Origin of the sequence: Massilia sp. PWRC2, from assembly GCF_049896725.1 — a bacterium.
Lineage (GTDB): Bacteria > Pseudomonadota > Gammaproteobacteria > Burkholderiales > Burkholderiaceae_D > JAFCUW01.
The window spans coordinates 504,610-524,737 of sequence record NZ_JAFCUW010000001.1 but is presented as its reverse complement, the minus strand read 5'-3'; the positions used below and the strand labels follow the sequence as shown (position 1 = coordinate 524,737).

The 20,128-nt window shown below is 63.5% G+C and carries 22 protein-coding genes; 13 read left to right on the top strand and 9 right to left on the bottom strand.

Features of this window, described 5'->3' with window-relative positions; all coding sequences use genetic code 11:
* Positions 1–13: 13 nt before the first annotated feature.
* Together ftsB and ACP7BZ_RS02345 are read left to right on the top strand one after the other, a co-directional pair.
* On the top strand, positions 14–367 hold the full coding sequence (gene ftsB / locus ACP7BZ_RS02350) for a cell division protein FtsB (RefSeq protein WP_426110034.1): 354 nt from the start codon (positions 14–16) through the stop codon (positions 365–367).
* Between the two features lie 43 nt (positions 368–410).
* Complete coding sequence (locus tag ACP7BZ_RS02345) at positions 411–689, top strand: type II toxin-antitoxin system RelE/ParE family toxin (RefSeq protein ID WP_426110033.1); 279 nt, start codon at positions 411–413, stop codon at positions 687–689.
* Here the strand turns inward: ACP7BZ_RS02345 and ACP7BZ_RS02340 are convergent.
* From ACP7BZ_RS02340 to ACP7BZ_RS02330, 3 genes are read right to left on the bottom strand one after another with little or no spacing between them, the layout of a single operon-like run.
* The gene (locus ACP7BZ_RS02340; protein ID WP_426110032.1) at positions 686–1,117 is read right to left on the bottom strand and encodes an acyl-CoA thioesterase; all 432 of its coding nucleotides are present in this window, start codon (positions 1,115–1,117) and stop codon (positions 686–688) included. The two genes, ACP7BZ_RS02345 and ACP7BZ_RS02340, sit on opposite strands and share 4 nt — an antisense overlap.
* Before the next feature lie 10 nt (positions 1,118–1,127).
* Positions 1,128–2,090, bottom strand: a complete 963-nt coding sequence (gene hslO / locus ACP7BZ_RS02335; protein ID WP_426110031.1) for an Hsp33 family molecular chaperone HslO — start codon at positions 2,088–2,090, stop codon at positions 1,128–1,130.
* Positions 2,091–2,093: 3 nt separating this feature from the next.
* Positions 2,094–2,618 carry a gamma carbonic anhydrase family protein gene (locus tag ACP7BZ_RS02330; protein WP_426110030.1) on the bottom strand — a complete coding sequence of 175 codons (525 nt, stop codon included), beginning with the start codon at positions 2,616–2,618 and terminating at the stop codon, positions 2,094–2,096.
* Positions 2,619–2,993: 375 nt separating this feature from the next.
* On the opposite strand from ACP7BZ_RS02330, the gene ACP7BZ_RS02325 reads away from it, so the two are divergent.
* The 10 genes from ACP7BZ_RS02325 (at position 2,994) to ACP7BZ_RS02280 (ending at position 12,297) form a co-directional block, all read left to right on the top strand.
* Positions 2,994–3,866 carry an alpha/beta fold hydrolase gene (locus tag ACP7BZ_RS02325; RefSeq protein ID WP_426110029.1) on the top strand — a complete coding sequence of 291 codons (873 nt, stop codon included), beginning with the start codon at positions 2,994–2,996 and terminating at the stop codon, positions 3,864–3,866.
* A gap of 50 nt (positions 3,867–3,916) precedes the next feature.
* Positions 3,917–4,750 (top strand): 3',5'-nucleoside bisphosphate phosphatase, encoded by an 834-nt coding sequence (locus tag ACP7BZ_RS02320; RefSeq protein WP_426110028.1) that lies wholly within the window; start codon positions 3,917–3,919, stop codon positions 4,748–4,750.
* Between the two features lie 143 nt (positions 4,751–4,893).
* Entirely contained in the window at positions 4,894–5,763 is an 870-nt protein-coding gene (gene htpX, locus ACP7BZ_RS02315; RefSeq protein ID WP_426110027.1) for a protease HtpX, read from the top strand.
* An 18-nt stretch (positions 5,764–5,781) separates the two neighbouring features.
* Positions 5,782–6,405: an L-threonylcarbamoyladenylate synthase gene (locus ACP7BZ_RS02310; RefSeq protein ID WP_426110026.1), complete on the top strand. Its 624-nt coding sequence runs from the start codon at positions 5,782–5,784 to the stop codon at positions 6,403–6,405.
* 68 nt (positions 6,406–6,473) lie between these two features.
* Positions 6,474–7,142, top strand: a complete 669-nt coding sequence (locus tag ACP7BZ_RS02305) for a site-2 protease family protein (protein ID WP_426110025.1) — start codon at positions 6,474–6,476, stop codon at positions 7,140–7,142.
* Positions 7,143–7,145: 3 nt separating this feature from the next.
* On the top strand, positions 7,146–8,348 hold the full coding sequence (locus tag ACP7BZ_RS02300) for a tryptophan--tRNA ligase (RefSeq protein ID WP_426110024.1): 1,203 nt from the start codon (positions 7,146–7,148) through the stop codon (positions 8,346–8,348).
* A gap of 24 nt (positions 8,349–8,372) precedes the next feature.
* On the top strand, positions 8,373–8,936 hold the full coding sequence (locus tag ACP7BZ_RS02295) for a class I SAM-dependent methyltransferase (RefSeq protein ID WP_426110023.1): 564 nt from the start codon (positions 8,373–8,375) through the stop codon (positions 8,934–8,936).
* 82 nt (positions 8,937–9,018) lie between these two features.
* The gene (gene dapA, locus ACP7BZ_RS02290; protein WP_426110022.1) at positions 9,019–9,903 is read left to right on the top strand and encodes a 4-hydroxy-tetrahydrodipicolinate synthase; all 885 of its coding nucleotides are present in this window, start codon (positions 9,019–9,021) and stop codon (positions 9,901–9,903) included.
* A gap of 101 nt (positions 9,904–10,004) precedes the next feature.
* Positions 10,005–11,159 (top strand): outer membrane protein assembly factor BamC, encoded by a 1,155-nt coding sequence (gene bamC, locus ACP7BZ_RS02285; RefSeq protein WP_426110021.1) that lies wholly within the window; start codon positions 10,005–10,007, stop codon positions 11,157–11,159.
* Between the two features lie 178 nt (positions 11,160–11,337).
* The gene (locus ACP7BZ_RS02280) at positions 11,338–12,297 is read left to right on the top strand and encodes an IS1595 family transposase (protein ID WP_426110020.1); all 960 of its coding nucleotides are present in this window, start codon (positions 11,338–11,340) and stop codon (positions 12,295–12,297) included.
* 141 nt (positions 12,298–12,438) lie between these two features.
* Here the strand turns inward: ACP7BZ_RS02280 and ACP7BZ_RS02275 are convergent, their stop codons facing one another.
* The 3 genes from ACP7BZ_RS02275 to ACP7BZ_RS02265 all read right to left on the bottom strand — a co-directional run bounded on the left by ACP7BZ_RS02275 (position 12,439) and on the right by ACP7BZ_RS02265 (position 14,646).
* A complete protein-coding gene (locus tag ACP7BZ_RS02275; RefSeq protein ID WP_426110019.1) occupies positions 12,439–12,687 on the bottom strand; it encodes a hypothetical protein in 249 nt (82 codons plus the stop codon).
* 307 nt (positions 12,688–12,994) lie between these two features.
* A complete protein-coding gene (locus ACP7BZ_RS02270) occupies positions 12,995–13,483 on the bottom strand; it encodes a hypothetical protein (RefSeq protein WP_426110018.1) in 489 nt (162 codons plus the stop codon).
* A 41-nt stretch (positions 13,484–13,524) separates the two neighbouring features.
* The gene (locus ACP7BZ_RS02265) at positions 13,525–14,646 is read right to left on the bottom strand and encodes a JmjC domain-containing protein (RefSeq protein WP_426110017.1); all 1,122 of its coding nucleotides are present in this window, start codon (positions 14,644–14,646) and stop codon (positions 13,525–13,527) included.
* Between the two features lie 83 nt (positions 14,647–14,729).
* Here ACP7BZ_RS02265 and ACP7BZ_RS02260 point away from each other — a divergent pair, with 83 nt between their 5' ends.
* Complete coding sequence (locus ACP7BZ_RS02260) at positions 14,730–15,284, top strand: FKBP-type peptidyl-prolyl cis-trans isomerase (RefSeq protein ID WP_426110016.1); 555 nt, start codon at positions 14,730–14,732, stop codon at positions 15,282–15,284.
* Positions 15,285–15,372: 88 nt separating this feature from the next.
* Here the strand turns inward: ACP7BZ_RS02260 and ACP7BZ_RS02255 are convergent, their stop codons facing one another.
* From ACP7BZ_RS02255 to ACP7BZ_RS02245, 3 genes are read right to left on the bottom strand one after another with little or no spacing between them, the layout of a single operon-like run.
* Complete coding sequence (locus ACP7BZ_RS02255; RefSeq protein ID WP_426110015.1) at positions 15,373–16,356, bottom strand: hypothetical protein; 984 nt, start codon at positions 16,354–16,356, stop codon at positions 15,373–15,375.
* Positions 16,353–19,067, bottom strand: coding sequence for a DNA mismatch repair protein MutS (mutS, locus tag ACP7BZ_RS02250; RefSeq protein WP_426110014.1), 2,715 nt, complete (start codon positions 19,065–19,067; stop codon positions 16,353–16,355). Before mutS ends, ACP7BZ_RS02255 begins: the two co-directional genes overlap by 4 nt.
* The gene (locus ACP7BZ_RS02245; RefSeq protein WP_426110013.1) at positions 19,048–20,100 is read right to left on the bottom strand and encodes a LysR family transcriptional regulator; all 1,053 of its coding nucleotides are present in this window, start codon (positions 20,098–20,100) and stop codon (positions 19,048–19,050) included. Before ACP7BZ_RS02245 ends, mutS begins: the two co-directional genes overlap by 20 nt.
* Positions 20,101–20,128: the final 28 nt, after the last annotated feature.

Genomic DNA, 20,128 nt, shown 5'->3' with positions numbered 1-20,128 from the left:
GGCCGGTATCACCATGCGCCTTATCACGCTCGCCCTCGTCACGCTCCTCGTGCTGATTCAATACCCGCTATGGCTGGGCAAGAAAGCCGGCTGGCTGCGGGTATCCGAGCTGGAAACCCAGGTGGCCGCCAGCCACAAAAAAGCCGACGAACTCAAAGCGCGCAATGCCAAGCTGGAATCGGAAGTGCGTGATTTGAAGGATGGCACCGGCGCGGTCGAAGAGCGCGCCCGCTATGAGCTGAGCATGATCAAGGCCAACGAGATTTTTATTCAGGTGCTCGACGAGAACGGTCACCCGACTGTGTCCAAAACGGCGTTGCCACCGCCACCGCCCGAGAAGAAGGGCGCCAAGCCGGCCGCGCATTAAGCGCCTGCCTTTGCAGGTGGCGCGGCTCGCGCTGGCGCCGCAAGTGCTCGATGAGATCGATCGCATCGTCGCGCATGTTGAGAAATACCGGGATACCCCGGCCGCCGCGCGCATCGATGAAATCGTGCAAGCCATCGACCCGCTGGCAAGCAATCCGCTGATCGGCCGGCCTGCCGCCAACGGCAAGCGCGAACTGGTCATGGGCCGCCAGTCGCGCGGCTTTATTGCCGGCTTTATTGCCTTCTACCAGTTCATCGAAGTGACCGACACCGTGTTCGTGCTGGCTGTGCGCAGCCAGCGCGAAGCGGGGTACGAGCATTAGGACGCCACCACCAGGCTTCCCAGCACGCTGCGCACGGCAGCCGGCAGCGGCACCGGCCTGCCGCTGGCGCGATCGACATACACGTGCACGAAATGGCCGGCCGCTGCCGGCTTGACGTCGTCGTTGCGAAACAGCGCCAGTTCATAACGCACGCTCGAGTTGCCCAGCTTGGCCACGCGCACGCCCACGTGGGCGATGTCGGGAAAGCTGATCGAACTGAAATACGTGCAGCCCGTCTCCACCACCAGGCCGACCACGGGGTCGGCGCGCAGGTCAAGCACGCCCCGTTCGATCAGCAACTGGTTGACCGCCGTGTCGAACAGGGCGTAATACACCACGTTGTTGACGTGCTGATAGGCGTCGTTGTCGGCCCAGCGCGTGGCAATGGCGAGGAAGTGGGGAAAGGCGCTGCGGGCGGCGTCGCGCATGCGATGTACCTCAGTGCTTGGCGTCGCTGGCCGGTATCAGCAATTGCACCGGGGCGTCGCTGGCGAACAGCTGGGCGCAATCGACTTTGTCGAACGCATAGTGCTTGCCGCAGAAATCGCAATCGATGGCCAGCTGGCCCAGCTCGGCCAGCGCATCATCGACCTCAGCCTGGCCCAGCATCTTGAGCATATTGCCCACCTTGTCGCGCGTGCAGCTGCAGTGGAACTGCGGATGGGCCGGGTCGAATAGGCGGATGGTTTCTTCCCAGAACAGGCGGTTCATCAGGGTCTGGATGTCGGTCGACAGCAGTTCTTCCTGCTTGAGGGTGGAAGCGAGCGTGATGGCGCGGTTCCAGGTTTCCAGGTCGTCTTCCTCGCTGGCCTGCTTGACCTGGTCATCCTTGCCGCTATGGCGCGGCAGCTTTTGCAACAGCAAGCCGCGCGAGACGCTGTCGTTGGCACCGAGCCACAGGCGGGTGTCGAGCTGTTCCGAGCGCAGCATGTAATTTTCGATGACGGTGGCCATGTCGTCGCCGTCGAGCGGGACGATGCCCTGGTAGGCTTGCTGGCCCGGCATCTTGTCGGCCGGATCGAGGGTGATCACGAAACGCCCCTTGCCCGTCGCATTGAGCAGGTCGGACAGGCTGGCGTCGTCAGCGACGATGGCGTCTTCGGCCAGTTTTGCCGTCGCGCGCAGGCGCAGGCCGGAGTCGCATTCGACCACCAGCAGGCGCACCGGACCGTCGCCATGAATTTGCATGACGATGGCGCCATTGAATTTCAGGTTGGCCGACAGCAGGGCGGCAGCCGCGACCATTTCGCCCAGCACCGTCTTGACGGCGGCCGGGTACGCCTGGCGCGACTGGATTTCGCGCCAGGTGTCGGAAATTTCGACGAATTCGCCACGGACTGCAGCGTTATCGAAAATAAATTTTTGCAGGGTGTCCTTGCTGCCCGCGATCTCAATCGTCATGCTTCATCCAATCTTTTTTAAGTCTGTTCGGTAAGTTTTGCCGCGCTGAACGTAGCCTTCGGCAATCGCGGTCAGCCGCGCGATGTCGGCCTCGGCCAGCGTGCGCACCGCCTTGGCGGGGCTGCCGATGATCAGGCTGTAATCGGGAAATTCCTTGCCCTCGGTGACCAGGGCGCCAGCGCCCACCAGGCAGCCCTTGCCGATCTTCGCGCCGTTCATGATCACGGCCTGGATGCCGACCAGCGAGCCGTCGCCGATGCTGCAACCGTGCAGCATGGCCATGTGGCCAATCGACACGCCGGCGCCGATGTCGAGCGGGTAACCCATATCGGTGTGCATGACGGTGTTTTCCTGCACATTGCTGCCGGCGCCGATGCTGATCCGTTCGTTGTCGCCACGGATGGTCACGCCATCCCAGATGGTGACGTCGGCGGCCAGTGTGACCTTGCCAATCAGGTTGGCCGAAGCTGCCACCCAGGCGCTGGCGTCGATGTGGGGCGCGTCAGCACCGAGTTGGAAGATAGCCATGTTGTCCCTAATATTGTTTGGATGGATGGGAATGCCTTAGCAGGGGGACTGCCACCGCAGCGTGCCTGTCCCCATTCAACTAAGTGCCTAGCAGCCTGTCGGACTTAGGATCGTCAGCTGCAAAAATACCTGGGACGGGCCATATTTCGCCGCTTTCTCGGTCAATAGCCCGCTATTGACACTGCAAAATCGTCAAAATCTGTCCTCGCCCAGCTATTTTCTCGCTCTGACTCCCTAAGCCCGACAGGCTGCTAGCCGCCATTTTACGCCCCCCGCCGCCCGTTTCAGCAAGCCCTTCATGTGGGGCCGTCGGGCCCAACTTCAACAGGCGCGTATAATCCGAACGACCGTACTTTTATCCTTGCTGCCACCACCATGACCCCATCCCGTTCCGAATTCATCACCGTGCGCGGCTTGCGCACCCATGTGCGCCACTGGGGCCGCGAAGGCGCACCCCTCATTTTCATGGTGCATGGCTGGATGGATGTGGGGGCTTCCTTCCAGTTCATCGTCGACGATCTGGCTGGCGACTGGCACGTGATCGCCCCCGACTGGCGCGGTTTTGGCCTGACCGAACGCGCGCCCGGCGACACCTATTACTTTCCCGATTACCTCGGCGATCTGGACGCCATGCTCGACCATTATTCGCCGGATGGTCCCGTCAACCTGCTTGGCCACAGCATGGGCGGCAACATCGTCGGTTTGTACGCCGGCGTGCGGCCCGAGCGCGTGCGCCGCCTGATCAACCTGGAAGGCTTCGGCATGAAGGCGACCCGGCCCGAACAGGCGCCCGCCCATTACGCGCGCTGGCTCGATGGCTTGCGCCAGAGCGTACCGCTGCGCACCTACCCCAGCCTGGCGGCGGTGGCGGCGCGCCTGCAAAAAACCAATCCGCGCCTGTCCGACCGGCGCGCCGCTTTTCTCGCGCCGCACTGGTCGGCGCCGAATGACGCCGGCCAGTTCGAGATTCTGGGCGACCCCGCCCACAAGAAGGCCGGTCCCGTGCTGTACCGGGTGGAAGAAGTGATGGCCTGCTGGTCGGCGATCACGGCGCCGGTGTTGTGGGTAGAGGCCGAACACACCAATATGTGGGAGTGGCTGGGGCCGAAAGAGCAGGCGCGCGCCGAAGTCGACCGCCGGCTCGGACACTTACAACAGGTGCAGACGGCGATGATGGCCGACGCCGGTCACATGCTGCACCACGACCAGCCAGCAGCGCTGGCACGCCTGATCGAGGGTTTTCTGTAGCACTGGCGCGCTGTCCCACTGCCGTCGGCGATCCAACGTACAATATCAGCATGCTCAATGTTGATCTGCACAGTCACTCGAATGTCTCCGACGGCGTCCTCTCGCCAGCCGCGGTGGCGAAGTATGCCCGCAAGGCCGGCGTCGACGTCTGGGGCTTGACCGACCACGACGAGGTGGGTGGCATTGCCCTGGGGCGCGCCGCGGCGCAGGAAGCAGGGCTGGGCTTCGTCGCCGGGGTGGAAATTTCCATCACCTGGGCCAACCAGACCGTGCACATCGTTGGCCTGCGCATCGATGAAAGCAATCCCGTCCTGCTGGCCGGCCTGCACGCCACCCGCAGCGGGCGCGACGCGCGCGGCCGCGAAATTTCCGCCCAGCTGGCCACGGCCGGCTATCCCGGCGCCTACGAGGGCGCCCTCAAATACGTTGGCAATCCCGACCTGATGTCGCGCACCCACTTTGCCCGTTACCTGATCGAATGCGGCGCCGCCAGCAACATCAGCGAAGTGTTCCGCAAGTTTCTCAGCGAAGGCAAGCCGGGCTATGTGCCGCACCGCTGGGCCTCGCTCACGGAAGCGGTCGGCTGGATCCGCGCCGCCGGCGGCGTCGCCGTGGTGGCGCACCCGGGCCGCTACCAGTTTTCGCCGGTGGCCGAAGGGGCGCTGTTCGATGAATTCAAGCAGCTTGGCGGCAGCGCCATCGAGGTCGTCACCGGCAGCCATACCCCCGACCAGTACCCCGTCTACGCCGAACTGGCGCGCCGCTACGGGTTTCTGGCGTCGCGCGGCACCGATTTTCACGCGCCTGGTGAATCGCGCGCGGAATTTGCCCTGCTGCCACCACTGCCGTCGAACCTGACGCCGGTCTGGCACGACTGGTTTTAGCGCAGCCGGATTGCCGGCAAAGTACAATCGGGCTTGAATTTGGCCAGCCCGGCCGCATCTTTGGCGGTATCAATTGAGTTCATCGCGCCTGTCCGGCCACCCTGTCGGTGGCGCCGTTGCGCGATCTTACTTTGGAGAAGTCGATGAAACGTATTGTCCTGTTCCTTGCAACCAACCTTGCAGTCATGCTGGTGCTCACCGTCGTGCTCAATGTGCTGGGCGTCGGACGGGCAGTGACGGCGCAGGGCATCAATGTCGGCGCGCTGCTGGTGTTTTCTCTGGTGGTCGGTTTTACCGGCTCGATCTTTTCCCTGTTGATCAGCAAACCGATGGCCAAATGGTCGACCGGCGCGCGGGTGATCGACAACCCGTCCAATTCTACTGAACTGTGGCTGGTCAACACCGTGCGTCAGCTGGCCGAACGTGCCGGCATCGGCATGCCGCAAGTGGCCGTGTACGACGGCGAATCGAATGCCTTCGCCACCGGCGCATTTAAGAATTCGGCACTGGTGGCAGTGTCCACAGGCTTGCTGCAAAGCATGACCCGGGAAGAAGTGGAAGCCGTGCTGGGCCACGAGATTGCGCACGTGGCCAATGGCGACATGGTCACGCTGACCCTGATCCAGGGCGTGCTCAACACCTTTGTGATCTTCATGGCGCGCGTGGTGGGCTTTTTTGTCGATAAGGTGCTGTTGCGCGGTAATAGCGATCGCGGACCGGGCATTGGCTATATGGTCACCGTGTTTGTCTGCGAGATCGTGTTTGGCCTGGTGGCATCGATCATCGTTGCCTGGTTTTCGCGCCAGCGCGAATTTCGCGCCGATGCCGGTTCAGCCAGGCTGCTCGGCTCGCCCGCGCCCATGCGCAATGCGCTGGCGCGGCTGGCTGGCCAGCATCCCGGCGAACTGCCCCAAAGCATGAATGCGCTGGGCATTGCCGGCGGCAACGCGGGCTGGGGCGCCCTGTTCGCCACCCACCCGCCGATGGAAGCGCGCATCGCGGCGCTGTCCTGAGCAGAAAAACACCATTCAATGAGCCAATTTTTTACGATCCACCCGGACAATCCACAAGCCCGCCTGATCAAGCAGGCCGCCCAGATCATCCATGGCGGCGGCATCGTTGCCCTGCCCACCGATTCCTGCTACGCCCTGGTCTGCCACCTTGACGACAAGGCGGCGGTGGAAAAACTGCGCCGTATTCGCGGTATCGACGACAAGCAGCACCTGACGCTGCTGTGCCGCGACCTGTCGGAAATCGCCCTGTATGCGCGCGTCGACAACCGCCAGTTTCGTTTGCTCAAATCAGCCACGCCAGGGCCATTCACCGTGATCCTCGAAGCGACCCGCGAAGTACCGCGGCGGCTGTCGCACCCGTCGCGCAAAACCATCGGCCTGCGCGTGCCCGAGCACGCCGTCATCAACGCGCTGCTGGAAGAACTGGGCCAGCCGCTGATCGGCACGACCCTGATCATGCCGGACGGTGAATTGCTCAACGACGTCGACGAGATCCGCGCGCGCCTGGCCAAGCTGGTCGACCTGATCATCGATGGCGGCCCCTGTGCGATGGAGCCGACCACGGTGATCGACCTGACCGGGCCGGACGCTGTGCTGCTGCGCCAGGGCAGGGGTGACGCCGCCGTGTTCGGTTTGCATTAAGCCATCCTTCACCACTTCAGCCACCCGTTTCCGCCAAATCGCTGGCGGCGCTCTGTTAGAATCGACCCATGAACGAAATCATCCAGGCGATCGCCGTCTACGCTTTACCGGTCATCTTCGCGATCACCTTGCACGAGGCGGCGCACGCCTATGCCGCCAAGTATTTTGGCGACAACACCGCGTTTTCCCAGGGCCGCATGAGCCTCAATCCCATGCGCCACATCGACCCGTTCGGCACCCTGATCTTGCCGGCGCTGCTGTACGTGACCAGCAAATCGCTCGGTTACCCCATGCTGCTCGGCTATGCCAAGCCGGTGCCGGTCGACTACAGCCGCCTGCGCAATCCAAAAAAACAGATGGCCTTCGTGGCGCTGGCCGGACCGGCGGCCAATTTCATCATGGCGGTCGGCTGGATCGTCTTTGCCATGCTCCTTGCCAAGCTGCAGGTGAGCGAACAGTACCCCTACAAGGTGGCGCAGGCGGGCATGCTCACCAATAGCGTGATGTTCGTGTTCAATCTGCTGCCGATCCCGCCCCTCGACGGCAGCCGCGTGGCGTTCGCCCTGTTGCCGCACCGGCTGGCGGCGCAATACGCCAGGATCGAACCGTACGGCATGTTCATCGTGCTGGGTTTATTGGTCTTTCAGCTGCTCAATTACTGGTTCGTTCCGATGATGGCCCTGACCCAATTACTGCTGGGCTGGACCGTCTTTCCCCTGCGCCTGCTGCTCGGCTAAGCCATGTACCCTGACCGTGTCGTTTCCGGCATGCGCCCCACCGGGCCCATGCACCTGGGCCATTACCACGGCGCCCTGAAAAACTGGGTCAGGATGCAGGCCGAACATCCCTGCCTGTTTTTCGTCGCCGACTGGCACGCCCTGACCACCCATTACGACGACCCTTCGATCATCGAGCGCGCCACCTGGGACATGCTGGTCGACTGGCTGGCGGCCGGCGTCGATCCATCGCAGGCGACCCTGTTCATCCAGTCGCAGGTACCGGAACATGCCGAGCTGCACCTGCTGCTATTGATGGCCACGCCGCTGGGCTGGCTCGAACGGGTGCCCACCTACAAAGACCAGATCGACAACCTGGCGCAGCGTGACCTGGCCACCTACGGCTTTCTCGGCTACCCGCTGCTGCAGGCGGCCGACGTGCTGATCTATCGCGCCAGCGCGGTGCCGGTCGGCGACGACCAGGTGCCGCACATCGAAATGATGCGCGAGCTGGCGCGCCGCTTCAACCACCTGTACGGCAAGGAAAGCGGCTTCGAAGAAAAGGCCAATGCCGCCGTCAAAAAGCTGGGCAGCAAGCGCGCCAAGCGCTACATGGAATTGCGCCAGGATTTTCAGCAGGAGGGCAAGGACGGCGCCCTCGAACAGGCCCGCGCCATGCTCGACGATGCCCAGAGCCTGTCGAACATCGACCGCGAGCGCCTGTTTGGCTACCTCGAAGGCAGCCGCAAGCTGATTCTGGTCGAGCCGCAGGCGAAATTGACGACCTCCCCGCGCCTGCCTGGCCTGGATGGCCGCAAGATGTCCAAGAGCTATGGCAACGCCATCGGCCTGCGCGAAGACAAGGACAGCGTCACCAAAAAAATCCGCACCATGCCGACCGATCCGGCGCGGGTGCGCCGCAGCGATCCCGGCGATGCTGGCCGCTGCCCCGTGTTCCAGCTGCACCAGGCGTATTCGGACAACGCCACCCGCGCCTGGGTGGTGCAGGGCTGCGCTTCGGCTGCCATCGGCTGTATCGAATGCAAGCAGCCGGTGATCGACGCCATCGTCGCCGAGCAGCAACCGATGCACGAGCGCGCCCAGCAATATCTCGACGATCCCACCCTGGTGCGGGCCATCGTGGCCGATGGCTGCGACCAGGCCCGCAAGCTGGCCCAGGAAACCATGCGCGATGTGCGCGAGGCGATGGGGCTGGGTTATCTATAATTTGATGCTGGAGCTGCACTGCTTATGAGTTCGATCGTTTCTCCCTGGGTGGCGCGCTGGGCGCCCTCGGCACCCAGCGGCAAGGTGCTCGACCTGGCCTGCGGCATGGGCCGCCACGCCCACCTGATGGCAGCGCTCGGGCACCCGGTGCTGGCGGTCGACCGCGATGCCAGCGCGCTGATCCACGCCGCCGGCGACGCCATTGTCACTTTGCAGGTCGACCTCGAAGCGGACGACGATGGCGCCCCCGCCCAGCGCGCGCTGCTGTTGAAGCCGCAGCAGTTTGCCGCCATCGTCGTCACCAATTATCTGCATCGCCCGCTGATGGGGGCGCTGCTGGCCAGTCTGGCCGCGGATGGCATGCTGATCTACGAAACCTTCGCCGCCGGTAATGAGGCGTACGGCAAGCCCTCGAATCCCGCCTTTCTGCTGCAGCCGGACGAGCTGCTCGGCATGGTGCAGGCGGGCGGCCTGCGCGTGCTGGCGTTCGAGCAGGGCGCTGTCAATACGCCCAAGCCGGCGGTGATCCAGCGCATCTGCGCGATCGGTCCCGCTTTCGTCCTGGCAAACGTAAAGCTCGACGTTTAGCGGCCGCTTTCTGGTCGAGAATGAACCACTGGGGCGGGCGATCCGCTACAATCAGCTTTTCCTGACCACCAACGTTACGAACATGATCAAAGGCAGCATAGTCGCAATTGTTACCCCAATGCATGAAGATGGCAGCCTCGACCTGCCAGGCCTGCGTAAACTCATCGATTGGCATTGCGCCGAGGGCACCGATGCCATCGTCATCGTCGGCACCACGGGCGAATCGGCTACCGTCAGCGTCGACGAGCATTGCGCACTGATCAAGCTGGCAGTGGAACATGCCGCTGGCCGCATGCCGATCATCGCCGGCACCGGCGGCAATTCGACGCAAGAGTCGATCGCGCTGACCCGCTTCGCCAAAGAAGCCGGTGCTGACGCCGCGCTGGTGGTGGTGCCTTACTACAACCGTCCTACGCAGGAAGGCATGTACCGCCACTTCAAGGCGATTGCCGAAGCGGTCGAGCTGCCCATCATCCTGTACAACGTGCCCGGCCGTACTGTCGCCGACATGAACAACGACACCGTGCTGCGCCTGTCGGCGATTCCGAACATCGTTGGCCTGAAAGACGCCACTGGCAATATCGGCCGTGGCGCTGAACTGCTGAAGATGGTGCCGAGCTCGTTTGCGGTCTACTCGGGCGACGATCCGACCGCCATCGCGCTGATGTTGCTGGGCGGCGCCGGCAATATTTCGGTCACCGCCAACGTCGCCCCGCGTGGCATGCACGAGTTGTGCGAGGCCGCCATGGCGGGCGACATTGCCCGCGCAGTGGCGATCAACAATACCCTGATGCCCCTGCATGCCAAGCTGTTCGTCGAACCCAATCCGGTGCCGGTTAAATGGGCGCTGGCGCACATGGGTATGATGCCGGCTGGATTGCGCCTGCCGCTGGTGCCCCTGGCGGACGAGTTCCATGCCACTGTCAGCGGCGCCTTGCGCGATGCTGGCGTACTGAAGTCGGCCTGATCCGCGCGCCTGTTGCCGTACCTGTTACCCATGCCGTTGAGGTCATCCGGTCCCGTCCCGACTTCGCAGCCTTTATTTCGCAGCATTTACTTCGTTACCACATGACAAAACGCATCCACATCAGCCCCGCCGCCAGGCAAGGCCTCGTCCTCTCCGCTCTGCTCGTCAGCCTGACGGGCTGCACCTTCGTGGGGTCGGTATTCGAGTCCGACAAGCTCGACTATCGCGCGTCGAAGAAAGCGCCACCGCTCGATATTCCGCCCGATCTGACCCAGCTGCAGAAGGACAACCGCTACGCCATTCCGGACGGCCGCGGTGTCGCCACCGCCTCGGGCTACCAGAAGAGCGCCACGCCGGCCGGCGTGCCAGCCGTGGTTGCCGCTGGCGATGCGGTCGGCGTGACCGGCACGGCTGCCGTCAAGGTAGAACGCAATGGCAATCAGCGCTGGCTGGTGGTCAAGCAAACTCCTGAGCAATTGTGGCCGCAGCTCAAGCAATTCTGGGCTGACGCCGGTTTCACCATCGAAGAAGAATCGGCCACGACGGGCATCATGGAAACCAACTGGGCGGAAAACCGCTCGAAGATTCCCCAGGACGTGATCCGCCGCACCCTTGGTCGCGTGTTCGATTCGGCCTACTCGACGGGCGAGCGGGACAAGTACCGCACCCGCCTCGAGCGTGCTGCCGACGGCAGCACCGAGATCTACATCAGCCACCGTGGCGCCGAAGAAGTGTTGACCGGTTCAGCCAAGGAAATCACCCAGTGGACCGTGCGTCCCAACGATCCGGGCCTGGAAGCGCAATTCCTGGCCAAGCTGACGGCGCGCCTGACGGGTGTCACCGACATCAAGCAAGTGACCGCCGAAGTGCAAAACGCGCCGGCGCAACCGCTGCATGCCAAGCTGGTCGGCACCACCGTCGAAGTCGACGAAGGTTTCGATCGCGCCTGGCGCCGTGTCGGCCTGGCGCTTGACCGTGTCGGCTTCACCGTCGAAGACCGCGACCGCGTCAATGGCGTGTACTTCGTGCGCTACGTCGATCCGGACAATGTCGGCACCACCAGTTTCCTGAAGAAACTGTTTAGCTTCGGCGCCGCCAGCGACAAGGAAAAAGAAGCGCAGCGCTATCGCGTCAACGTCAAGGCCGGTCAAACCGCCAGCACCACCAACGTGACGGTGCTGACCAATGACGGCAAGGCCGAAACCGGTGCCACTGGCGCCAAGATCCTGCGTTTGCTGGGTGACGAGCTGAAATAAGCGCGGCACAGCCTTACTGTAAAAAAGCAGGCCTGCGGGCCTGCTTTTTTTTCGTGCGGCTTTTTGTCAGCCGCCGACAGGCGTAAAAAAGGCGCTTTACCCGTAAAGTCCGGACATCTGTTGAACTTCATTCTCGCGCGCGACTCCAAGTTACTCGACCATTGATCAGGGGAGTGACATGGACCGCGCCGCCTTTGACCAGCTGTTACGACGCTTGCGGGCATTGGGCCTGCACGAGCGCGGGGAAGTGTGCCTGGAGATGGCCCAGTCGATTTACGGCAAGCGCATTTGCGCCCTGATCGAGCAGGCCGGCCAGGACCGCTTGCAGTGTCCACGTTGCCAGAACACCAGGCTGTATCGGGACGGCAGCGCCAATGGTTTGCAACGCTATCGCTGCCAGCACTGCGGTGGCACATTTAATGCGCTGACGGGTACACCGCTGGCGCGCCTGCGCCATAAAGATCGCTGGCTGAGCTATCTGGATTGTTTGCGCGATCCGGCGTGTACCGTACACCGGGCAGCAAAAAAAGTGGGCGTGCATGCAAACACCAGTTTTCGGTGGCGCCACCGTTTTCTCGACTGGGTGAAATTTGACCGGCCGCGCAGCCTGCAGGGCATCGTCGAAGTTGACGAGACGTTTTTATTCGAGTCGCAAAAGGGGGCGAAGCAGTTAACACGACCTGCGCGCCGGCGCGGCGGCGTCGCCAGCCGGCGCGGCATTTCGGCCGACCAGGTCACGATCGTGGTGGCGCGCGACCGCGCCGCGAATACCATTGATTTTATCGGCGGCCGTGGCGCCTTAAAGGCAGCCAGTCTGCAGCGTCATTTGCTGCCAACACTGCAGAGCGATGCCTTACTGGTCAGCGACGGCAATCCGGTCTACCGCCGGTTCACCCGTGACGCCGGCATTGCCCACCGCGCCGTCAATCTCAAACGGAAAATCCGCGTCGATGGCGCCATTCATGTGCAAAACGTGAATGGCTATCACAGCCGCTTTAAGGGCTGGCTAAGCCATTTTAATGGCGTCGCCACCCGCTATCTGGCGAACTACCTGGGGTGGCGCTGGGCCATTGATGGCAATCGCATCGACAGCGCCGATGGCTTCCTCAGAGCGGCGCTGGCGGTTTTCCGGAGTTAACGGGTAAAGCGCATAAAAAAACCGGCACACGGCCGGTCAAATATCGCTCTACTTACATGTGCAGGTTACTGCAGCGCCCAGCGCGTTGGGCAGGCGTAAAAAAACCGGCCCGAAGGCCGGCTCTCTTTTGCCAAAGGCAAATTACTTAGCAGCTGGAGCAGCGGCCGAAGCAGCAGCGCTCGAAGCAGCAGCAGCGTCAGCAGCGGTCGACGCAGCTTGCGAAGCGGCAGCAGCAGCGTCAGCAGCGACAGCAGCTGGAGCTGGAGCAGCAGCAGCAGCAGGAGCGGTCTCAACGACTGGAGCCGGGGCAACAACAACTGGCTCTTCTTTTTTGCTGCAAGCAGCCAGAGCAACAGCCATCAGGGAGATGATCAGCAGGGATTTTTTCATGGTTTTCCTTTAATAATTCAAAAAGTAGAGACGACTGTCATTGCGATGAATAATTACCGGTAATTATCGCTCGTTAGGGAATTCGCGTTAGCTTTCGTACCTGTGATGGTGCCTGACAGACAACGGAAACCTCCTAACCCGATATTATAGCTAAATTTGGTGCTTCGCAATAGCGAAAAGATGCTTTTATGTAATTTTACAGGCAGTTAACAGACTTCATTTTGTAACAATATGTTTACCCCCGTGGAAGCACCATGCGAAATGGGCAGGCATATCGTTAAAATTCGGTTTGCACCATGCTGCGCTCTTATAAACCAGTAGTCGATACGGCCAGGGTGGGGCGCGCTTCGAGCCACAGGGCGGCGAAGCGCTCGGCGCTGATCTCCGCTGCTGGCGGATGGTCGAAGCGCACTTCGCCGCGCAGGTGGTCACAGTGGAAGCGCCGCACGATGTGCACGCCGTCGCCGATGCAGAACGAGTCGGTCAGCTGGCGCAGGGGCGGTGGGGTGGCGCGGCAGCTGATGCGGTGGCTGAAGTCGCGCAGCAGGTGCAGAAAGCGCGGACACTCGCGCTCGATGTGGCTGGAGCGGTGCAGTGCCAGTTCGATGCTAGCACCGTTGGCGAGCAATTCGCGCAATCTGCCGTTGACGTCCGGCTGATCGAGCGGCCACACGGAAAAATCGGGATCGAACAGTTGCAGCCGCTTGTGGGTGCGCGCCAGCAGGCCGCGAAAGTGGGCGTGCAGCTCAGAGCGCGAATCAAAGCGCGAACCATCATCGGTAATCGAATCTGCCATGTTGCCCACCTCCCCATGTTTGGCTTGCCCCGCAGCCGTCGTTATCCCAGCATCAGCCAGCCGTCCTGGTACCAGGTGTAGAGCGCTTCGACGACATCGTCGGAGGCGCCGGCAAGGGCGGCGCCATCGAGCACGCGCGCGTTGGCCAGCGGCTCGAGCACGCTCTTGTCGGCGCGGCCGACGGCAAATGATTCACCGTTGATGAACACGTGCTTGCCGCGGTATAGCATCTGGGTTTTCAGCGACAGCGCCACCCCGCGCTTGCCGATGGTGTCGATGAAGCGCCCCATCGTCAGCGGCTTGACCGGACCGGTGAAAAACACGTTGTGCTTTGGTTCAGACAGGTGTTCGCCGAGGAAAATGGTGACGTCCTGTTCGTCGAAACGCACCTTGTTCATTTCCTCGATGACGGTGTCGAGCATGTGGCGGGGAATTTCCGCCGGCTTGCTCGATACGGCCAGATCAGGGTCGCTGTAGCGGCCCGGCAGGTCGATCGAATCGGCCATGAACTGCAGGAATGCTTCACCGAGTTCCTGGTAAGACGGCGAACGAAAGCCGATCGAACAGGTCATGCAATCGCCTTCGGCGACGCCGTCGTGGGCGTAATGGGGCGGCAAATACAGCATGTCGCCCGGCTCGAGCAGATACTCTTCCTCGGCAACGAAGTTTTTCAGGATTTTTAGCGGCATGCCTTCGACCAGGGTCAGGTCTTTTTGCGCCGAAATGCGCCAGCGCCGCTTGCCGTGCGCCTGTAGCAGGAATACGTCGTAGCTGTCAAAATGGGGACCGACGCCGCCGCCATCGGTGGCGAAGCTGATCATCAAGTCGTCGAGCCGGGCATCGGGAATGAAGCGGAACTGGCGCAACAGGGCGTCGGCGCGGGCATCGACCAGGTTGACGCCCTGTACCAGCATGGACCAGCCCGCTTGCGTGCGCGCCGGCAGTGCGGTCAGGGGACCGTGCTGCATTTGCCAGTCGCCGTCCACATTGGTGATCAGGCGCGACTCGACGAAGTTTTCGGTGGCCATCTTGGCCAGCGCATCGACGCTGACGGGCGCCTTCATGCCGGGGATGGCCTGGCGGATCAGCAGCGGTTTTTTATGCCAGTAATCGCGTAAAAACTGGGCCGGCGTCAGGTCGCCGAGAAGCGGAAGTTTTTTCATGCGCCATTATAACCGGCGCGGTATGGCCGAACCGGCAGGCGAGGGTATAATCTGCCTGCTCAAAACATAGAAAGGGTAGCACGATGAAGATTGGCAAAAACACCGTCGTCACGGTCAAATACAAACTGTCCGATGCACAGAACAACCTGATCGAAGACGGCAATCAGCCCATGGTCTACCTGCACGGCGGCTACGAAAACACGCTGCCGAAAATCGAAGAAGAACTCGACGGCAAGGAAGTCGGCTACGCCGCCACCATCCAGGTTGAACCGGATGATGCCTTCGGCGACTACGATCCAGCGCTGGTCAAGGTCGAGCCGCGCAACCGCCTGCCGGAGCCGCTCGAAGTGGGCATGCAGTTCGAAGGCATGCCCGATGGCCCGGAAGGCGACGATGAGGCGATGATTTTCACCGTCACCGACATCGCTGACGACAAGGTTGTCCTCGACGGCAATCACCCGCTGGCCGGCATGGCGCTGCGCTTTGAACTGTCGGTTGTCGAGGTGCGCGCAGCGAGCGAAGAAGAAATCCAGCACGAACACGTGCACGGCGCCCATGGCCACCATCATGGTCATGACGAAGGCGACGACGGCGACGATAGCGCCGGCGACGAGTTCCGTTCGCACCCGGTCCACTGATCGGCGCTTCGTTAAAATAAACAAGGGGGCTGGCTGCCGGTGCCGGCCCCTTTTTTTACGCGCTTTTTTTAAGCCCGACCTTCAGCGGCTACTTTTCGTCCGCTGCGCTTTGCAGCGTGAACAGCTGCGCCGTGCCCGGCGTCACCACCACTTCAACCGCCTGCGATCCCAGGCTCAGGTGGCCCAGCTTGCCGCGCCACTCGATGGCAGGCACCGCCTTTGGCGCTGTCAAATCACTATCGACCAGCAGCACCCGGCCGCCGAACTTGGCGGCCAGCGTGGCGATCTGGCGGCGCGGCTCGTCGAAGCCGTCGGCGTTGGCGGTGGCACGGTCCAACAGCCCGCGCAGGCCGCTGCGTGGCGCCAGCGCTTTTACATCGCCTTCGGAAAACAGCACCACCGCCGCCAGTTGCTGGCGCCTGGCCATTGCAAACAGCCGGTTCAGCCAGAAGCGGTTGGCCACCATGCGGTCTTCGAATTCGCTGTTGCGTCCCGCTTCCGGGCGATAGTGGTTGTTGTTGGCTGGCAGATTGACGGTGGCATACAGCACATCGCCAACCTGCCAGTGGGCGTTCTCGGCATAGCTGCGGAACTTGGTATTGGTCGACAGGCGCGTCAGCGCCAGCTTGCGCACGCCCAGTGAAGTCGATTCGCCATACAACAGTTCGCGCAGGCGGTTCAAGCGTTCGATGGCGGCCGAGCGGCCGGCCGAGTTTTTGCACTCGCTCCAGTCGCTGCTGGCGGGCAGCACGATCAAGGGACGCTTGGCATCGTCGAGCAGTTCGCGGCGGCGCGCATACAGGCGGTCGCTGCACGCTTCTTCGACGCCCTTGATGCCGGTGACAACGACAAAGGCGAGTGCCGCTTCGCTCTCGTCGCTGATGGCCTGCTTGAGGCGTGCCTCGCCACCGCTGGCATGGAAGCTGTGACCGATGATGCCGAACTGGTGACGGTCAGGGTCAGCTTGTTGCACGCTGCCGGCGCCCTTGCTGAGTTTTTGTGCTGCTGCTGGCCACGCCAGCGTCAGCAGCACCAGCGAGCTGAGGACGGCAGCGAGCAGGCGCCGCTTCATGCTGCCAGGCGTTTTAACTGGTACAGCTGCTCAAGCGCCTCGCGCGGGGTCAACGCATCGGGATCGATGGCGTCGAGGGCGGCGCGCAGCAGGGCGTGGGCCGGATCGTCGTTAAGCACGGCACGCTCGGCTGGCGTCGTCGCCTCGTCCTCGTTGTCGTTGTCGTCCTCATCGTCGTTCTCGTCAATCCGGGGCAGGGCGAACAGATCCAGTTGCGGCGTGCTGTCGAGCGCCTGCGATTCAAGCCGCGCCAGGTGCTTGCGGGCCGCCCTGATCACCGCCGGCGGCACCCCGGCCAGCTGCGCCACCTGCAGGCCGTAGCTTTGCGAGGCCGGTCCGGCCTGGACCGCGTGCAAAAACACGATGCTGTCCTTGTGCTCGACCGCCGACAGGTGGACGTTGGCGGCGCTCGGGTGGCTCTCGGGCAGCTGGGTCAATTCAAAATAATGGGTGGCGAACAGGGTAAAACTGCGGCTGACATCGATCAGGTGGCGGGCGATTGCCCACGCCAGTGCCAGGCCGTCGAAGGTCGAGGTACCGCGCCCCACTTCATCCATCAGCACCAGCGAGTGTTCGGAGGCGCCGTGCAGGATGGCCGCCGATTCGGTCATTTCGACCATGAAGGTGGAACGCCCGCCCGCCAGGTCGTCGGTGGCGCCGATGCGGGTAAAGATGCGGTCGATCGGGCCGATGGTGGCGCTGGCGGCCGGCACATAGCTGCCGACATACGCCAGCAAGGTAATCAAGGCGACCTGGCGCATGAAGGTCGATTTACCGCCCATGTTCGGGCCGGTAATGAGCAGCAGGCGCCGTTCGTTGGAGAAGTCGCAGTCGTTGGCGATAAAGCGCTCGATCTGCGCTTCGACCACCGGATGGCGTCCTTCGCGGATGTCCAGGCATGGCTCGGCCACCAGCTGCGGCGCGCACCAGTTGCGTTCCAGCGCGTGCGCGGTCAGGGCGGTGAGCGTATCGAGTTGGGCCAGCCCCTGCGCGATGCTTTGCAATAGCGTGATGTGCGGCGCCAGCTCGGCCAGCAGCAGCTCGTAGAGCAGCTTTTCGCGCACCAGCGCCTTGTCCTGCGCCGACAGTGCCTTGTCCTCGAACAGCTTGAGTTCAGGCGTGATGTAGCGTTCGGCGTTTTTCAGGGTCTGGCGGCGGCGGTAGTCGTCCGGCACCTTGTCGGTCTGGCCGTGGGTCACTTCGATATAAAAGCCGTGCACGCGGTTGTATTCGACGCGCAGGTTGGCAATGCCGGTGCGGGCGCGCTCGCGCGTTTCCAGGTCGACCAGGTAGGCGCCGGCGTTTTCCGACAGACCGCGCAATTCATCGAGTTCGGCGTCGTAACCGGGCGCGAACACGCCGCCGTCGCGCACCATCGCGGCCGGCTCTTCGGCCACCGCGCGCGTGAGCAGGTCGAGGCAGGCGGTCGGCGTGGCCAGCGCCGCGTGGATGGTCGAGAGCAGGTCGGCGGCGCCGGCGACGACACTGTGCGCCACCAGCTGGCGCAAGGCGGGCAACTGGCGCAGGCCGTCGCGCAGGCTGGCCAGATCGCGCGGACGCGCCGTCAGCAGGGCCACGCGGGTGGTGATGCGTTCGATGTCGGGCACCTTGGCCAGGGTGGCCGCTAGCGGCGCGCTGGTGTCGCTGGCGGCCAGTGCGGCAATCGCCTGGTGGCGCTGGCGGGCGACACCCTGGTCGCGCCGTGCGTGGTGCAGCCAGTGACGCAGCAGGCGCGAGCCCATCGCCGTGCGGCAGTGGTCGAGCAGCGAAAACAGGGTGGGCGCTTCCTGGCCACGGATGGTCTCGGTCAGCTCGAGGTTGCGGCGGGTGGCGGCATCGAGGCCGATGAATTCGTGCTCGCTTTCCAGCGCCAGGCTTTTGACGTGCTGCAGGCCGCGCCCCTGGGTGGCCTGGGCATAGCGCAGCAGCGCGCCGGCCGCACCAAAGGCGGCGCCCAGGCCGTCGGCGCCAAAGCCGGTGAGGGTGGCCACGCCGAGCTGCTCGAGCAGCGCGCGGTGGCCGCCGACGACGTCGAAGTGCCAGTCGGGCACGTGCTGCGTGTGGCCAGCAAACACGCCATCGTCGAACAGGTCGGCGGCGCCGCCGTCGGCATGCAAAATTTCGGCTGGCACGATGCGCTCGAGTTCCTGCTGCAGGCGGGCACCGACGGTGCGGGCGTCGCCGGTAAACTCCATCAGTTTGAGGGCGCCCGAGGCCAGCGACAGCCAGGCCAGCCCGGTGGTGGCCACCTTGCGCTGGTGGATCACGCACACCGCCAGCAGTGGCCGTTCGGCTTTTTCTGGCAGCAGGTCGGTATCGGTCAGCGTGCCCGGGGTGACCACCCGCACCACCTTGCGCTCGACCGGCCCCTTGCTGGTGGCGGGGTCGCCGATCTGCTCGCAGATCGCGCACGATTCGCCCAGCTTGACCAGCTTGGCCAGGTAGGGATCGAGCGAGTGAAACGGCACCCCGCACATGCGGATCGGACTGCCGTTGGCATTGCCGCGCGCAGTGAGGGTGATGCCAAGGATGCGCGCCGCTTTTTCGGCATCGTCATGAAACAGCTCGTAGAAATCGCCCATGCGGTAAAACAGCAGCATGGTGGGATAGTCGGCTTTCAGGCGGCCGTATTGCGCCATCATGGGCGTGACTTTTTCGGCGGCGCTGTGCTTGACGGCGGCCGGGTTGATTTCAGCTGGAACGGTGGTCATCGATGAAGGTGTAATTATTGCGGTGGGAAGTGCGCAGCCACGTGGCCGCTGCGGCCATTTTACCGTGGATGGGCAAGGCACTCGCGCCTTTCCGCTGGCGCCGGCGCGCTGGCGCGGTGCGGCGCTCCATCGACCAGCATGGCCAGTTCCTCCGCCGTACCGGCAGGGAAGCTTGCTGCAGATACGCCAGAAAGGCCGACACGCGCGCACTGCGCAGCCGGCGCGACGGATACAGCGCCCACAGCGCAATCTCGGGCGCATCGACGGCACCCCAGCTGACCAGGGTACCCGCCGCCAGATCGTCGCTGACCAGCGACAGCGGCAGGCAGGCGGCACCGACCCCCAGCCGCACGGCGTCGCGCACCATGAACAGCGAGGCCAGCCGCAGCACTGGTTCGACCGCCAGCGTAACAGGGACAGCCGGGCCACCTGCAGCAGCGTCGCTGGCCAGCTGCCACCCTGCGCTGACATCGGCGCTGCCGCGCACCACCGCGGCGACGCTGGCGTCGCCAGCCGGCCGGCGCTGCTGCGGGTGCGCCACCACCAGCAGGCGGTCGCGCAAAAAAATGCGGCCGATCAGACGCTCGTCAACAGCCGGGTTGACGCGGATGACCAGGTCATACGCTTCCTCGACCATGTCGACCGCGCGGTCCTCGCTGCTCACCTCGAGGCGTACCTCGGGGTACTTGAGGGCGAAGCCGGCCGCCAGCTTGCCCATCGCGGCCTGCGAAAACAGCAGCGGCGCGCTGATGCGCAGGCGGCCGCGCGGCTGGCCGGCGCCCTCGGTGAGCGCCGCCGCCGTCTCGTCGATTTCGCGCAGCAGCAACGAGGTGCGCTGGTACAGCGCCTGGCCTTCCTCGGTCAGCTTGAGGGTGCGCGCGCCGCGCTCGAACAGCCGCAGTCCGAGGCTGCTCTCGAGTTCGACCACGCGCCGCGACAGGGTGGCCTTCGGCCGTCCGCTGGCGCGCGCGGCGCGGCCGACGCCGCCGTGGCGGGCCACCAGGTTGAAATCGACCAGCGCTTGCATATCCATATGTTCCACCACTGAGACAGTCTGTTTA